This window comes from Methylobacterium sp. Leaf108, assembly GCF_001423265.1.
Lineage (GTDB): Bacteria > Pseudomonadota > Alphaproteobacteria > Rhizobiales > Beijerinckiaceae > Methylobacterium.
This window is the reverse complement of the sequence record NZ_LMND01000030.1, coordinates 317,530-332,817: the sequence shown is the minus strand read 5'-3', so window position 1 is coordinate 332,817 and position 15,288 is coordinate 317,530. Positions and strand designations below refer to the sequence as shown.

The 15,288-nt window shown below is 69.0% G+C and carries 13 protein-coding genes; 10 read left to right on the top strand and 3 right to left on the bottom strand.

What is annotated here, in order from left to right:
* Nucleotides 1-262: 262 nt before the first annotated feature.
* Both ASF39_RS14365 and ASF39_RS14360 read right to left on the bottom strand, forming a co-directional pair.
* Nucleotides 263-2,488 carry an HWE histidine kinase domain-containing protein gene (locus ASF39_RS14365; RefSeq protein WP_082494581.1) on the bottom strand — a complete coding sequence of 742 codons (2,226 nt, stop codon included), beginning with the start codon at nucleotides 2,486-2,488 and terminating at the stop codon, nucleotides 263-265.
* Nucleotides 2,485-2,835: a SelT/SelW/SelH family protein gene (locus ASF39_RS14360; RefSeq protein ID WP_056285205.1), complete on the bottom strand. Its 351-nt coding sequence runs from the start codon at nucleotides 2,833-2,835 to the stop codon at nucleotides 2,485-2,487. Before ASF39_RS14360 ends, ASF39_RS14365 begins: the two co-directional genes overlap by 4 nt.
* Nucleotides 2,836-2,968: 133 nt before the next feature.
* Here ASF39_RS14360 and ASF39_RS14355 point away from each other — a divergent pair, with 133 nt between their 5' ends.
* The 5 genes from ASF39_RS14355 (at nucleotide 2,969) to ASF39_RS14335 (ending at nucleotide 7,483) form a co-directional block, all read left to right on the top strand.
* Complete coding sequence (locus ASF39_RS14355; RefSeq protein ID WP_056284975.1) at nucleotides 2,969-3,619, top strand: LemA family protein; 651 nt, start codon at nucleotides 2,969-2,971, stop codon at nucleotides 3,617-3,619.
* Between the two features lie 7 nt (nucleotides 3,620-3,626).
* On the top strand, nucleotides 3,627-4,451 hold the full coding sequence (locus ASF39_RS14350) for a TPM domain-containing protein (RefSeq protein ID WP_082494580.1): 825 nt from the start codon (nucleotides 3,627-3,629) through the stop codon (nucleotides 4,449-4,451).
* A 103-nt stretch (nucleotides 4,452-4,554) separates the two neighbouring features.
* Nucleotides 4,555-5,079, top strand: a complete 525-nt coding sequence (locus ASF39_RS14345) for a TPM domain-containing protein (protein WP_348271521.1) — start codon at nucleotides 4,555-4,557, stop codon at nucleotides 5,077-5,079.
* A gap of 117 nt (nucleotides 5,080-5,196) precedes the next feature.
* A complete protein-coding gene (locus ASF39_RS14340; protein ID WP_056284972.1) occupies nucleotides 5,197-7,254 on the top strand; it encodes a carbon starvation CstA family protein in 2,058 nt (685 codons plus the stop codon).
* Between the two features lie 4 nt (nucleotides 7,255-7,258).
* Entirely contained in the window at nucleotides 7,259-7,483 is a 225-nt protein-coding gene (locus ASF39_RS14335; RefSeq protein WP_056284970.1) for a YbdD/YjiX family protein, read from the top strand.
* A 14-nt stretch (nucleotides 7,484-7,497) separates the two neighbouring features.
* On the opposite strand, the gene ASF39_RS14330 is transcribed toward ASF39_RS14335, so the two are convergent.
* Nucleotides 7,498-8,424: a hypothetical protein gene (locus ASF39_RS14330; RefSeq protein ID WP_244472412.1), complete on the bottom strand. Its 927-nt coding sequence runs from the start codon at nucleotides 8,422-8,424 to the stop codon at nucleotides 7,498-7,500.
* 331 nt (nucleotides 8,425-8,755) lie between these two features.
* On the opposite strand from ASF39_RS14330, the gene ASF39_RS14325 reads away from it, so the two are divergent.
* The 5 genes from ASF39_RS14325 (at nucleotide 8,756) to grxC (ending at nucleotide 15,285) form a co-directional block, all read left to right on the top strand.
* Nucleotides 8,756-11,983: an efflux RND transporter permease subunit gene (locus ASF39_RS14325; protein ID WP_055883781.1), complete on the top strand. Its 3,228-nt coding sequence runs from the start codon at nucleotides 8,756-8,758 to the stop codon at nucleotides 11,981-11,983.
* A 28-nt stretch (nucleotides 11,984-12,011) separates the two neighbouring features.
* Nucleotides 12,012-13,301 carry an efflux RND transporter periplasmic adaptor subunit gene (locus ASF39_RS14320; RefSeq protein WP_056284967.1) on the top strand — a complete coding sequence of 430 codons (1,290 nt, stop codon included), beginning with the start codon at nucleotides 12,012-12,014 and terminating at the stop codon, nucleotides 13,299-13,301.
* An 81-nt stretch (nucleotides 13,302-13,382) separates the two neighbouring features.
* Complete coding sequence (locus tag ASF39_RS14315) at nucleotides 13,383-14,555, top strand: MFS transporter (RefSeq protein ID WP_056284964.1); 1,173 nt, start codon at nucleotides 13,383-13,385, stop codon at nucleotides 14,553-14,555.
* A gap of 107 nt (nucleotides 14,556-14,662) precedes the next feature.
* Nucleotides 14,663-14,830: a 50S ribosomal protein L33 gene (gene rpmG / locus ASF39_RS14310; RefSeq protein ID WP_055883792.1), complete on the top strand. Its 168-nt coding sequence runs from the start codon at nucleotides 14,663-14,665 to the stop codon at nucleotides 14,828-14,830.
* A 191-nt stretch (nucleotides 14,831-15,021) separates the two neighbouring features.
* Entirely contained in the window at nucleotides 15,022-15,285 is a 264-nt protein-coding gene (gene grxC, locus ASF39_RS14305) for a glutaredoxin 3 (protein WP_055883795.1), read from the top strand.
* The last annotated feature ends 3 nt before the right edge of the window (nucleotides 15,286-15,288 follow it).

The window sequence follows — 15,288 nt, the reverse complement described above, 5'->3', positions numbered from 1 at the left end:
CATTCCTTGAGCCCGGATCGAAGAAGGGATCGTCTAGCGGGTGGTCGGGTCCAGCCCGGCCCGTGCAAGTTCGCGTCGGCGCGCCGACGTTTCACGCTGTTCGGCGTTTGGTGGGTCGCAGGTCTCGTCGCGATCCCTGCGTCGGGCAGGCATCGCACCGTGAACGGTCAAGCTTTCTCTCCGTTCCCGCCGAACCGCGCGTCTCGCGCGAAATCGTTCGCGCCCCGAGGCGGCGGGACTGCCCGATCGGTACGACCGTCGGTCAAGCCGAGAGCGGCAGCGGCGTCTCCGTGGGAAGCGGCAGGCCGCGCATGCGCCGGTCCATGGCGGTGGGCGGCGGGATCGGCACGACGATCGAGCAGACGACCCCGCCCTGCGCGAAGGTGAGTTGCACATCGCCCGCCAGTTCGCGCGCGAGGCTGCGTTCGATCAGGCGCGAGCCGAAGCCGGTGCGGGTCGGCGGCGCGACGGGCGGACCGCCGCTCTCCGCCCAGCGCAGGTTCAGGCGGGTCTCGGGATGGCGGTCGACGGTCCAGGTGATCGACACCGTGCCCTGCTCGTTGGAGAGCGCCCCGTATTTGACGGCGTTGGTCCCGAGTTCGTGCAGGGCCATGGCGATGGAGAGGGCCAGCCGCGGCGGCAGGCGCAGGGTGGGGCCGTCGACGACGAAGCGGGCCCTCTGTCCGTCGCCGGCATGCAGCGGCGCGATCGCGTCCGCCACGACGGCGCGCAGTTCGGCCCCGTCCCAGTTCTCGCGGGTCAGGACGTCGTGGACCCGCGCCAACGCCAAGAGGCGCGCCTCGAAAGCCTCTCGGGCGGCCGAGGCCTCCGGGCCGTCGAGGCGGCGCAGGGACTGCGTGGCGATCGACTGCACCGTCGCCAGGGTGTTCTTCACCCGGTGGTTCAATTCGTGGATCAGGAGGAGGAGGTGCTCCTCGGCCCTCTTGGCGTCGGTGATGTCGACGTTGCAGCCGGTGTAGCCGAGGAAGGCGCCGGTATCGTCGAGGCGCGGCACGCCCTCGCAGCGCAGCCAGCGCACGATGCCGTCGCGGTCGAGCACCCGGACTTCGGCCCGGAACGGTTGCCGGCTCGCGAAGGCCTCCGAGAACAGTGCCGCGAAGCCGGGCTGGTCGTCGGGATGGACGATCCGGTTCCAGCCCTCCTCGCTCAGGGCGGAGGCGGGCTGCCCGAACAGGTGGTCGAAATGCATGTTGGCGAAATTGATCTCGGCCCGCTCGTCGGTCATCCAGATCAGGGCCGGGGCCGAATCCGCCATGTGACGGAAGCGGGCTTCGCTCTCCTTCAGTGCGCTGAGGCCCCGCTGGGTCTCGGCGAGGGCGCGGTCGCGTTCGTCTTCGCGGGTGCGCAGGCGCAGCGAGGCATCCGCCAGCACGTCGCCGAGGCGGCGGATCTCCTGGATCGGGGACGTGATGCGCGGGATCGCCTCGCCGCGGGCCAGCGCCGGCCCGGTGGCGGCGAGCCGCCTCAACGGGCGCGCCACCCGCGACCACAGGTGGACGGCCAGGATCGAGGAGGTCGCCAGCACGAGGAGGCCGAACCCCCCGAAGGCCCAGATCCAGTTGCGCAGGCGCGCCTCCACCAGGGCCTGGGGGATCACGGTGCTGACATTCCAGCCGGTGAGGCGCGAGCGCGCCTCGACGACGGTGACGGGCTTCATGCGCCGATCCTTGCCCTCCCACACCCCGGGGGTCTCGGTCTGGTTCTGGCGCAGCGTGGACAGGCGGGCGCGCCCGACGATGGATTCCGGATCCGGAATGCGCGCGAGGACGATGCCTTCGCGGTCCGAGATGCCGGTCATCCAGCCCTCGACGGCTTCGCGGGCGATGATGGATTGAAGACGCCCGGCGGGCACGGCGAAACTGAGAATGAACCCGATCTCGCCCTCGTTGTGCACGGGCACCGCCACGGCATAGGTCGCCTCGCCGGGCATCGGCCCCGGGATCACGCCCGAGACAACGGCGCGTTGGCTGCCGGCGGCGACCTCCCGGTCGAACGGCAGGGCGCTCGACGGCATCGGCGCGCCGCGGCGCACGGCGGTGTTGACGACCTGCTGCCCATCGGGCCGGCGCAGTAGGATCTCGAGGCCGACGGCGTCGCGCACGAGCCGCGCCTGCGCGTCGAAGCTGTCGAAGTTGCCGTCTCGCAGGCGCTGCGAGGTCGCCAACGTCTGCAGGACCGAGACGAGGCCGGCGGTGTCGCGGTCGACCGAGAGGGCGATGCTGCGCACGTTCTCCCGAGCATCCTGCTCGAAACGCGCCCGTTCGGTGGCGGCGTATCGCACCAGCAGGATCGCGGTGAACAGCAGGCCCGGCCCGATCAGGGCGATCACCAGCAGGATGAGGTAGACCTGCGTCGAGAATCCCCGCCGGCGGACCCGCTCGGCGGTTTCGCCCAACGCCGCCCGCGTCCAGCGCCGCCGGGGCGGCACGAAGGGCGGGGTGGCCGAGGGATCGGCACCCGAGGTCATGGTCGGTCTCCCGGCGCTTCCCCTTGAGTTCCGGGAGCCCGAGCGGCCCTGTCGACATGGCCGAGGTCTCGCCCCGGTGCGAGGCGGTCGCGCACCCTCTGCTTGAGCGTCTTGACGTCGGGAAAGCCGCCGTCTGTCGTCCGGTCCCAGATCGGCTCGCCGGCGCAGGTGATGACGAAGGCGCCGCCCGATGCCGGGACCAGGGCGACCTCGCCGATTTCGTCGCGAAAGGTCGACAGGAGTTCCTGCGCCATCCAGGCCGCCCGCAACAGCCATTGGCACTGCGTACAGTAGACGATGGCGACCCGCGGCTTCTCGGCCTTCGGAGATGGAGGCGTCTCATCCATGGCCGGCACAGCGCACCGAACGGCCTGCGATTGTCAACCGGTCGAGGTTTCCGGGATCGAACGGTTGCGGCGGGCCGCCGCAGCCCCATCTGTGATGACGGCGGCGCCGCAGCGCCTCGTAGGAGTGTCATCCATGCGTCCAGGCGCGCTCGGTCTTTCCCGCCCGTTCCGTTCGACGAGCGGGCGTTCGCCGCTGGCGCGGGTCTGCGCCGCTCTGGCCCTATTCACGCTGGCGACGGGCCTCTCGGGCTGCGGAGCGATCAACCGGGTTCCGACCCTGGAGGAGAGCGCGAAATCCTCCTGGAGCGAGGTCCAGAACCAGTACCAGCGCCGTGCCGACCTGATCCCGAACCTCGTCGAGACCGTGAAGGGCTACGCGCAGCAGGAAAAGGACGTCCTCGTCGGCGTCACCGAGGCGCGGGCCAAGGCCTCGAGCGTCAAGGTGGATGCCTCCACGATCAGCGACCCCGCCAAGTTCAAGGAATTCCAGGATGCGCAGAACCAGCTTTCGGGCGCCCTGGGCCGCCTGCTCGTGACCGTGGAGCGCTATCCCGACATCAAGTCGAACCAGAACTTCCTCGCGCTGCAGTCGCAGCTGGAGGGCACCGAGAACCGCATCGCGGTCGCGCGACGCGACTACATCGGCGCGGTCCAGGCCTACAACACCGAGATCCGCACCATTCCCGGACGCTGGATCGCTTCCTGGTTCTACCCGGAGTCCAAGCCCATGGAGACTTTCGCGGCGACCCCGAACGCCGACAAGCCGCCGTCCGTGAAGTTCTAGCGCGCCGATGCGCGGCTTCACGCGGCAGGGGATCCGGGTCGGGCTCGCGCCGGTCCTGGCGCTGATCGGCGTCCTGTTCGTCGGCTCCCTCGGTTCCGCGCAGGCCCCCGGTTCCGCGCAGGCCCCCGGGCCCAATTTCCCCGCCCTCTCCGGCCGGGTCGTGGACGCCGCCGGCATCCTCGCACCGGAGGCCAAGGCCGGCATCGAGGCCAAGCTCAAGGCCTACGAGGACAAGACCTCCGATCAGGTCGTGGTCGCCACGGTGGCCGGCCTCGACGGGCTCACCGTGGAGGATTACGCCAACCGCTTGTTCCGACACTGGAAGATCGGACAGGCCAAGACCGACAACGGCGCCCTCCTCATCGTGGCGCCCAACGACCGCAAGGTCCGCATCGAGGTCGGCTACGGCCTCGAGGGGGCGCTGACGGACGCGCTCTCCAAGGTCATCATCGCCACCGCGATCACACCCAAGTTCAAGCAGGGCGATTTTGCCGGCGGCATCGAGGCGGGCGTCGACGCCATGCTCTCGATCCTGAGCGGCGACGCCGAGCAGTGGCAGCGCCGCGCTCCGCAGGTCCGCGATGACACGGTGGGTGCCGGCGATGTCGTGTTCTGGATCGTTCTGATCCTCGGGATCGTCTTCGTGGTCTGGCGCATGAACAACCGCCCCGGCGGACCGCGAGGGCGCGGCCCCGGCGGGATCATGATCTTCCCGACGCCGTCCTCGGGCGGCTGGAGCGGCGGCTTCTCCGGAGGCGGCGGATTCTCGGGTGGGGGATTCTCGGGCGGCGGCGGGTCGTCCGGCGGTGGAGGGGCTTCGGGTGACTGGTAGCCGGCATACCCCCCTTCGAGCCCCCCTCTCGGAGACCGACCGGCGTTGCATCGCCGAGGCGATCGCACGGGCCGAGGCCGCCACCAGCGGCGAGATCGTCGTGATGGTCTGCACCCGCGCCGGCCTCTATCGCTCGTTGGCTCCGACGCTCGCCCTGCTCGGTGCCCTCTGCGTGCCGTGGCCGCTGATCGCCTTCACCGCCCTCAGTGCGTCCTCGATCGCCCTGGTCCAGGTCGGCGTCGCCCTGGCGATCCTGCTCGCCACCCTCGACGAACGGGTACGCCTGTGGATCATGCCGCGCGCCATCCGTCGGGGACGGGTACGCGACGCGGCGATGCGGGAGTTCCGGACCCGTGGGCTGGCTGCGACACGGGCCCGGACCGGCGTCCTCCTCTACGTCTCCCTGGCCGAGCGGCATGCCGAGATCGTCGCCGATACCGGCATCGCCGTACCGCCGGGAACGTGGGACGTCGTGGTGGCGGAGCTGTCCTCGGCCGCCGGCCGCGGCGACCTCGGAGCGGGCCTCACGGCCGCCGTGGAACGGGTCGGCGTCATTCTCGCCACCGATCTGCCGGCGGCGCTAGGCGACGTCGACGAACTGCCGAACCGGGTGATCGTCTCGGACTGACAACGGCGGACCGGCTGTCGCGACCTGTGTCCGGGACGTCTGGCCTTCCCTACGAATGTGGGCGACAACGCCGTTTCACGGCCCGCCGGCGAGACGGGTCGCCGGAGCGGGACGTCGATGGGTGCGATCGGGAAACACGGGCCGTGGGCCCTCGTCGGCGCGCTGGGCGCGGCCGCGCTGGCCGTGGTGGCGACCACCCGCGGCGAGACGATCAACGCCCTGTGGATCGTGGTGGCGGCGGTCTGCGTCTACCTGATCGCCTACCGCTACTACTCGCTCTACATCGCCGAGCACGTGATGCGGCTCGACCCCCGGCGCCAGACGCCGGCCTATCGCCTCAACGACGGGCTCGATTACGTCCCGACCAACCGCAACGTCCTGTTCGGTCACCATTTCGCGGCCATTGCCGGAGCGGGTCCCCTGGTCGGTCCGGTGCTCGCCGCGCAGATGGGCTACCTGCCCGGCCTCCTCTGGATCCTGGCCGGCGTCGTGTTTGCCGGCGCGGTGCAGGACGCGATGATCCTGTTCGTCTCGATGCGCCGCGACGGGCGCTCGCTCGGAGAGTTGATCCGGGCCGAGCTCGGTCTGGTTCCGGGGATCATCGCCCTGTTCGGCACCTTCCTGATCATGGTGATCCTGCTCGCCGTGCTGGCCCTCATCGTCGTCAAGGCGCTGGCCGGCAGCCCCTGGGGCACCTTCACCGTCATGGCGACGATCCCGATCGCGCTCCTGATGGGCGTCTATTCGCGCTTCATCCGGCCGGGCAAGGTCGGCGAGGTCTCGATCATCGGCTTCGTGCTGCTCATGCTCGCCATCGTCTACGGCGGCAGCGTCGCCGAGCATCCGACCTGGGGCCCGGCCTTCACGTTCACCGGCCCGCAGCTGTGCTGGATGTTGATCGGCTACGGCTTCTTCGCCTCGATCCTCCCCGTGTGGCTGCTGCTGGCGCCGCGCGACTACCTCTCCACCTTCCTCAAGATCGGCACCATCGTCGGTCTCGCCCTCGGCATCGCCTGGGTGGCGCCCCAGCTCCAGATGCCGGCGGTGACGAAGTTCGTGGACGGCACCGGCCCGGTCTGGTCCGGCCAGCTGTTCCCGTTCCTGTTCATCACCATCGCCTGCGGCGCGGTCTCCGGCTTCCACGCCCTGATCTCGTCGGGCACCACCCCGAAGCTCATCGAGAACGAGCGCGACGTGCGCTTCATCGGCTACGGCGGCATGCTCATGGAGAGCTTCGTCGCGGTGATGGCCCTGGTCTCGGCCTCGGTGATCGACCCGGGCGTGTACTTCACGATGAACGCTCCCACCGCCCTGGTCGGCACCACCTCCGAGAGCGCGGCCGCCGCGGTGACCGCCCTCGGCTTCCCGATCACGCCAGAGACGATCACCCAGACCGCCAAGGACGTCGGCGAGACCTCCATCGTCTCGCGGGCCGGCGGCGCCCCGACTCTCGCGGTGGGCATGGCCCACATCATCTCCTCGGCCATCGGCGGCAAGGCGATGATGGCCTTCTGGTACCATTTCGCGATCCTGTTCGAGGCCCTGTTCATCCTCACCGCGGTGGACGCCGGCACCCGGGCCGGGCGCTTCATGCTGCAGGATCTCCTCGGCCTCGCCTCGCCGCGCTTCAAGGACACCACCGCCTGGGTCCCGAGCATCCTGGCCACCGCGCTCTGCGTCGCGGCCTGGGGCTACTTCCTCTACCAGGGCGTCACCGATCCGCTCGGCGGCATCAACACCCTGTGGCCGCTGTTCGGCATTTCGAACCAGATGCTGGCCGCCGTGGCGCTCACCCTCGCCACCGTGGTGATCTTCAAGATGAAGCGTCACCGCTACGCGATCATCACCATCGTGCCTACGGCCTGGCTGTGCCTCTGCACCCTGACCGCAGGCTGGCAGAAGATCTTCTCGGCCGATCCGCGCATCGGCTTCCTGGCCCATGCCGACCGCTTCAGCGCCGCCCTCCAGGAGGGCAAGCTGCTGGCGCCGGCCAAGACCGTCGACCAGATGAACCAGATCATCTTCAACGACCGGATCGACGCGGTGCTGGCGGTGATGTTCGTCGGCCTCGTCATCGCCATCGTGAGCTTCGGCATCATGGCCTGCGTCAAGGCCTACCGCGCCGACCGCTGGACCGCCCTCGAGACCGGGCCCGCCCCGGCAGCGGCGGAGTGAGGCCATGGCACTGTCCTCGTCCGAATTGCGGGAGCGGCTCAAGACGTTCTCGAAATGCGTCTGCGACGGCGCCCGCCTGATGGTCGGCCAGGGCGACTACGAATCCTATGCCGCCCACATCAGGCGCACCCACCCCGACATGGCGCCGATGACGCAGAAGGAGTTCTTCCGCAACCGGGAGAACGCCCGCTTCGGGGTCGGCAACACGAACGGCTTCCGCTGCTGCTGACGAGGCGACGGCCTTCAGAACTCCATTCCGAACTTGATGCGCAGGTTGTGCCGTTCGAACTGGTTCAGGCCCGATGCGCGTCCCTTCAGGCCGGGGTCGGTGTCGCGGCCCCACACCTGCGCCGCGTAGGCCAGCGTCACCCAGACCTTCTCGGTGAAGCGATGGTGGAGGGCCGGGCCGACGGTGACGGCCTCGCTCTCCAGGCGGTTGAGGAAGGCACCCTCGTAGCCGCGCAGGTACCGGACCTCCGGTCCGAGGAACGTGTCGGGGGCGACCTCCCCGACCAGGGCATTGGACCACAGGAAGGTCGACGAACGGTACCCGTCCTTCGTGCCGCGCTCCCGTCCCACCGCCGGCTCGAAACTGACATTGGTCCCGTACCAGAGTTTCTTGGGCACGATCTGCACGTCGAGGGCGAGCAGGGTCTCGATATCGAAGATGTCCGCGCCCCGGCCCTCGATCGGCAGGACCCGGGCGAAGCGCGGCCTCACTTCGAGGGCGACCCCAACGGGCTGGTCGGCCGAGCCTTTGAGGAGCTGATACTTCACGTCGATCCCGACGCCGTCGAAGCTACCGGCGGACTTGTCGTCGAGGTCCAGGATATTGCGCACCCGCCGCACGTCGCCGAAGGCGCTGACCTCGATGCTCAGCCGATCGATGGGGTCGAACTGGTATCCAAGGCGGGTATTGAAGGCGCGGTACGTCGACGGGCCAGCATCGGAGCGCCGCTTGCCGATGCGGCCGACGGTGTCGACGACGACCTCCTGCTGGCCCTTCTCGCCCGCGTCGGCACCCTCCGTGAAGCCGAAGAGGTGCTCGGTGTCGACGTCCTTCTCACCGCCGGCGGCGTCGTCACCCTTCTGGGCCGACGATGTCCCCTGTCCCGCTTCCGGCTTCCGGTTCGGGCCGGCCAGGGCGAGAGAAACGTCGAGCGACGACAAGGCAATCCCTATCGCGAGGACAAGACGTGAGAAATACGATCGCATCGCGGCACTGGGGTTGAACGCGGACTGCACAGCACATCGTGCTCACGCCTGCGCCACCGATATACCGAAGTGCGTTGAAACGACGACGGCAGCCAGAGCACACCACGCCGTATTATCGATCTCGGATCATTTTTTATTTTGTATCCATAGGTTATTCACGTGCAGGTATTTCGCTTGCGCAAGAACAACCATGACGTGATAGTCCATCCCCTGCGACCTCGCGTCAGGGCTGTATCGGCGGGGCTCCCATGCGAACACCGACCCTCGTGCGATCCCTGAGGATACCATGGGCCTCGTCCAGTACGCCCTGAAGTTCCGCATCACGATCTACGTCCTGGCCGTGCTGATGATGCTCGGCGGGGCCGCGGCGGTCGTGGTCGCGCCCAAGGACGTTCTACCCACCGTCGACATTCCGGTGGTGGTGGTGGTGTGGACCTACAACGGCCTCTCCACATCGGAGATGGAACGGCGGATCACCACCTACGCCGAGTTTTCGCTCTCCAACAACGTCAACAACATCGCCCGGATGGAATCGACCACCCTTCAGGGTACGGCGATCCAGAAGGTGTACTTCGATCAGGCGGTGAGCATCGATCTGGCCATCGCGCAGGTCGTCTCGGCGATGAACTCCATCCGCTCGACGATGCCGCCCGGGGTGCAGCCACCCATCGTCCTGCGGTTCTCGGCCTCCACCGTGCCGGTGATCCAGCTGTCGCTGACCTCGGACAAGGACAGTCTGAACAAGGTCAACGACTACGCGCAGTTCCGCATCCGCCAGCGCCTGACCCAGGTGCCGGGCTCGACCCTGCCCTCGCCCTTCGGCGGCGCCCCGCGCCAGGTGATGGTCGACCTCGACCTTCAGGCGCTCCAGGCGCTCGGTCTCACCGCGGTCGACGTCACCAACGCGATCACCGCGCAGAACCTCACGATTCCCTCCGGCCTCGCCAAGATCGGCGAGCAGCAGTACCCGATCCAGCTCAACGCCTCGCCCGATACCATCGACGCCCTCAACCTCATCCCGATCAAGGTGGTGTCGGGCCAGCCGGTGCTGGTGCGCGATGTCGCCTTCGTGCGCGACGGCGGGCCGCCGCAGGTCAACGTCGTGCGGGCCGACGGCGCCCAATCGGTGCTGATGCGGGTCTTCAAGAACGGCACCGCCTCGACGCTGGATGTCGTCAACAACGTCAAGAAGGCCCTGCCCGACATCCGCGCGGCCGCCCCCGAGGGCATGTCCCTGCGCGAATTGTTCGACCAGTCGGTCTTCGTCTCGGCGGCGATCGAGGGCGTGATCCACGAGGCGGTGATCGCGGCCAGCCTCACCGGCCTGACGATCCTCCTGTTCCTCGGCTCCTGGCGCTCGACCCTGGTCGTCCTGGTCTCGATCCCGCTCTCGATCCTGACCTCCCTCGCCATCCTGGCGTCGCTGGGCGAGACCATCAACGTCATGACCCTGGGCGGGCTCGCGCTCGCCGTCGGCATCCTCGTCGACGACGCCACGGTGGCCATCGAGAACACCCACCGGATGTTCGAGGAGGGCGAACCCTTCCGCAAGTCGGTGGTGGAGGGCGCGGCCGGCATCGCCAAGCCCGCGCTGATCTCGACGCTGTCGATCTGCGTCGCCTTCGTCTCGGTCTTCGCGCTCGCCGATACGCCCAAGTACCTGTTCACGCCCCAGGCGCTGGCAGTCGTCTTCGCGATGCTGACCTCCTACGTGCTGTCGCGGACCCTCGTGCCGGTGCTCATCGACGTGCTGGTGGCGCGCGAATTCGCCGAGCGCTACGGGCAGGCGGGCGACCTGCCGCGCCAGGGCCGAATCGCCAGGGCGCTCGGCGTCGTGTTCGGCCCGCTCCTGCGCCTGGCCGGTCGCTTCCGCCAAGGGTTCGAGGCCTGGTTCGCCCGCTTCCATCGCGGCTACATCGGGCTGCTGCACGTCGTGCTCGCCCGGCGGATCGCGACGCTGGCGGTGGTCGCGGCCCTGTTCGCCGGCACCGCCGGCCTCTTCACGGTGGTGGGCCAGGACTACTTCCCGCAGGTCGAATCGAGCCAGATGACGCTGCACCTGCGCACCCGCCCGGGCATGCGCATCGAGGCGGCCGAACAGGTCTTCGCGGCGGTCGAGGCGACGGTGCGCGAGGTCGTCCCCGAAGGCGAGGTCGACCAGATCCTGATCAACCTCGGCCTGCCGGCCAACAACTACAACTTCGCTTTCTCGGACGGCTCCTTCGTCGCCTACAACGACGGCCAGATGCTGATCAACCTCAAGAAGGGCCACGGCCCGGTGGCGGAGTACACCAAGCGCCTGCGCGAGGTCCTGCGGGAGCGTTTCCCCGACGTGGTGGCCTACTTCCAGCCCTCCGACATCATCACGCAGATCCTCAACTTCGGGACCATCGCGCAGATCGACATCCAGGTCTCCGGCCGCAACACCGAGAAGGATCTCGCGGCGGCCCAGGCCATCGTCCGGCGCCTCAAGGAGACCCGCGGCGCGGTGGACGTGCGCCTGCACCAAATCGTCGGCACGCCGCAGTTCTTCGTGGATGTCGACCGGCAGCTCGCCGCCGAGATCGGCCTCACCCAGCAGCAGGTCGGCCAGGCCCTCAACGTCTCCCTGTCGGGCTCCTTCCAGGTGACGCCGAACTTCTGGACCGACCCCAAGACCGGCATCCCCTATCAGCTCTGGGTCCAGACCCCCGAGTACCGCAACGATTCCCTCACCGCCCTGCAGAACACGCCCCTCCAGGTCGCCGCCAACGGCGACGCGCCTGGCGTGCTCACCCTCCTGTCCAGCGTCTCGACGATGCGCCGCGAGGGCTCGCAAACGGTCATCAACCACGTCAACACGCAGCCGACCTTCAACATCTACGCCGCCGTCCAGGATTCGGACCTCGGCTCGGTGGCGCGCGAGATCCGCCAGATCGTGGAGGAGGAGCAGAAGACCCTGCCGGCGCCCGACAAGATTACCGTGCGCGGCCAGATCGAGAACATGCAATCGGCCTTCTTCCGTATGGGAATCGGGCTCTCGATCGCGCTGGTGGCGGTCTATCTCCTGATGGCGGTCAACTTCCAGAGCTGGGGCGATCCCTTCGTGGTGCTGGCCGCCCTGCCGCTGGCCTTCTGCGGTATCGTCGCAAGCCTGTTCATCACAGGCACCACCTTCTCGATTCCGTCACTGTTCGGGGCGATCATGTCGGTGGGCATCGCGTCCGCGAACTCGATCCTGCTCGTCACCTTCGCCAAGGAACACCGCGAGGCCACCGGATGCAGTGCCCTGGAGGCGGCGATCCTGGCCGGGGAGACCCGGCTGAGGCCGGTGCTGATGACGGCCGGCGCGATGTTCCTCGGGCTCATCCCGATGGCGCTCGGCCACGGCGAGGGCGCGGAACAGAACGCCGCCGTGGCACGCGCCGTGATGGGCGGCATCGCGCTGGGGACGCCCGCGACGCTGCTGTTCGTGCCGTTCCTCTACACGGTGCTGCGTCGGGCCGAAGTGCGGCCGCTGGAGGATTACGCATGAGGCCGGGGACGATGGGGGCGGGACGCTCGTGACGGGGCATAGCCACAAGCGCGACCCCGGCGACATCCCGCCGCCGCCGCGCAAGACGCCCTTCGTCCTCGTGGCGCTGGCGGCCATCGGCCTGCTCGGCTGGGGCGGATACGGCCAGTGGCAGCAGCGCGCCGCGGCCGCCGAGACGCAGCGCAAGATCAATTCCTTCGTGCCCAAGCTGCGCACAGCCTCCGTCCAGCGGACCGACAAGCCGATCGAGCTGACGCTGCCGGGGCAGACCGACGCCTTCGCCAGGGCGGCCCTCTTTGCCCGTGCCACCGGCTACATCGCCGAGCGCAGGGTCGACATCGGCTCCCGCGTCAAGGAGGGCGACGTCCTCCTGCGCATCGCAGCCCCCGACCTCGACCAGCAGCTGGCCCAGGCGGAGGCGCAGGTGGGCCAGCAGGAAGCGCAACTCCTCCAGGCCAAGGCCCTGGTCGATCAGGCCAAGGCGAACGTGAACCTCGCCAACGCCACCAACGACCGCACCTCGACGCTCGCAGGCCAGGGCTGGGCCTCGAAGCAGAACGCCGACAACTCCCAGGCCACGGTCCTGAGCCAGGGCGCGACCCTCGCCTCGGCCCAGGCCGGGGTGAAGGTGGCCGAGGCCAACATCAAGGCGCAGCTCGCCACCGTGAACCGGCTCAAGGCGCTCGCCGGCTTCAAGGACGTCACCGCGCCCTTCGACGGCGTCGTCACCACCCGCAGCGTCGACGTCGGCGACCTCGTCCATGCGGACGGCACCGGCACGGCCCTCCTGACCATGGACCGCGACGACATCCTGCGCATTTCGGTCAACGTGCCGCAAGCCGTGGCCATCGGCGTCCAGCCCGGGGTCGCCGCCGCCATCAAGGTGCCGCAGATGCCCGACCGGACCTTCTCGGGGGTGGTGGAGCGCAGCTCGGTCGCCCTGCTCACGGCTTCGCGCACCCTGACGACGCAGGTCGACGTGGCCAACCGCGACGGCGCCCTGCGCGCCGGGCTCTACGTCTACGTGACGCTCAAGATTCCCCGCACCGCGCCGGCGGTGACGATCCCGGCCGAGGCCCTGGTCTTCAACCAACGCGGGCCGCAGGTCGCGATCTCCCGCGACGACGGCACGGTGCAATGGCGCAGCATCAGGATCGGCCGCGATCGCGGGACCGTCATCGAACTGAGCGAGGGATTGGACGGGTCCGAGCAGATCGTCCTGAGCCCGCCGGTGGACCTGCGCGACGGCCAGACGATGGAGCGCGCCGCGCCCCCTCCCCCGGCGCAGGCGCCGCCCAAGCAGGCGTCGGCGCGGTAGGGGCGCCCGGGCCGAGGTTGCGGCGGGGCCCGATCCGGCCCAGAGGGTGCGCCCCCGCCGGTCGGACCCCATCTCTCTGCCATGCTCGACACAACGCCGACCCCCAGCCTCGACCGCGACCGCTTCGCGGCCATCGCGGCAGCGATCACCTGCGTCGCGGTGGTGGGCATCGGCCTGAGCCTGTCGATCCCGCTCCTGTCGCTCGAAATGTCGCGGATGGGCGCCTCGAGCACCATGATCGGCATCAACACCGCCGTGGCGGGTCTCGCCAGCATCGTGACGGTGCCGTTCGTGCCGGGCCTGGCCGCGCGGGTCGGCGTCGTGCGCCTGCTCCTCCTGGCCATCGCGCTCGGCGCGGTGACCCTGGTGGGGTTCAAGGTGCTGCCGGAACTCGGCTGGTGGTTCGTCCTGCGTTTCGTCTTCTCGATGAGCCTCGGAGTGCTGTTCGTCCTCTCCGAATTCTGGATCAACGAGGCGGCACCGCCGGCCCGCCGCGGGCTCGTCATGGGCATCTACGCCACCGTGCTGGCGCTGGGCTTCGCCATCGGGCCGACGCTGCTCGCCCTCCTCGGCACCGAGGGCTACGCGCCCTACCTCGCGGGTGCGGGCCTGTTCGTGCTCGGCATGGCGCCGCTCGTGCTCGCACGTGGCCTGTCACCGCATATGGACCGGGGCCGGGGCCTGCCGTTCCTCGCGTACCTTCGGTTGGCCCCGGCCGCGACCTTCGCGGCGTTGGTCTACGGCGCGGTGGAGACCGGGGGCTTCGCGATCCTTCCCCTCTACGGCCTTCGCATCGGATACGAGCCGGCCATGGCGGCGGGCCTCGTGAGCCTCATGGCGGTGGGCAACGTGATGTTCCAGATCCCGTTCGGCTGGCTGTCCGACCGGTTCGACCGTCGCTACGTGCTCCTCGCCTCGGCGATCGGCGGCGCCGTCGGTGCGGCGCTGATCCCGCTGGCATCGACCTCGTTCCCGGCCCTGGCCATCCTCCTCGTCGTCTGGGGGGGACTCGCCGGGACGCTCTACACGGTCGGTCTCGCCCACCTCGGCGCCAGCGTCAGGGGACGGGAGTTGGCGGGCGCCAACGCCGCCTTCGTCGTGCTCTACAACGTCGGCCTGATGCTGGGGCCGCCGCTCATCGGCGGCGGCATGGACCTGATGCCGCCCCAGGGCTTCGCCCATGCCCTGTGCGGGCTGTTTCTCGCCTATGCGCTCCTGGTGACGTGGCGCCTCCGGCCCGGCGCCCCATCTTGACGCGCGGCGCCTGATCGGGCATTTCCCGCCTCGTATTCCGCCGGGCCCTCCCGGCCATTTTGCGTTTCGCTCATGCGGAATGCCGCAATCTCCAGGAGCGTCACGTCATGGCCAAGGCCGTCACCATCAAGATCCGCCTCGTCTCCACTGCGGACACGGGCTATTTCTACGTCACCAAGAAGAACTCGCGGACGCAGACCGACAAGCTGTCCATGAAGAAGTACGACCCGGTCGCGCGCAAGCACGTCGAGTTCAAGGAATCCAAGATCAAGTAGACGGATCGAGCGTCACCGCCCGGCCGAGCAGCAAAGCCGCCCGTGACCGGGCGGCTTTTTTCGTTTCCGCTTCCACCGGCGGCGAGCCAGGTCACCGACGGACGGGTGCTTTCGGCAACGGCGATTGGCGCGTACAAGGCGAATTCACGGTCGCATCGCGCCGATGCATCGCCCCGGAATCGTTCAGCCCCATGTCGCAGCCGGTGACCATCTATACGACGTCGTGGTGTCCCTATTGCGCGGCCGCCAAGGTGCTGCTGCGCGACAAGAGTGTCGCCTTCACCGAGATCGACGTGGAGAAGACGGCGGGCGCCCGCGCGGCGATGATGCAACGAGCCGGCGGGCGCACCAGCGTGCCACAGATCTTCGTCGGCGACACCCACGTCGGCGGCTGCGACGATCTCCACGCCCTCGAACGGGCCGGCAAGCTCGACCCCCTCCTGTCCGCGGCATGAGCG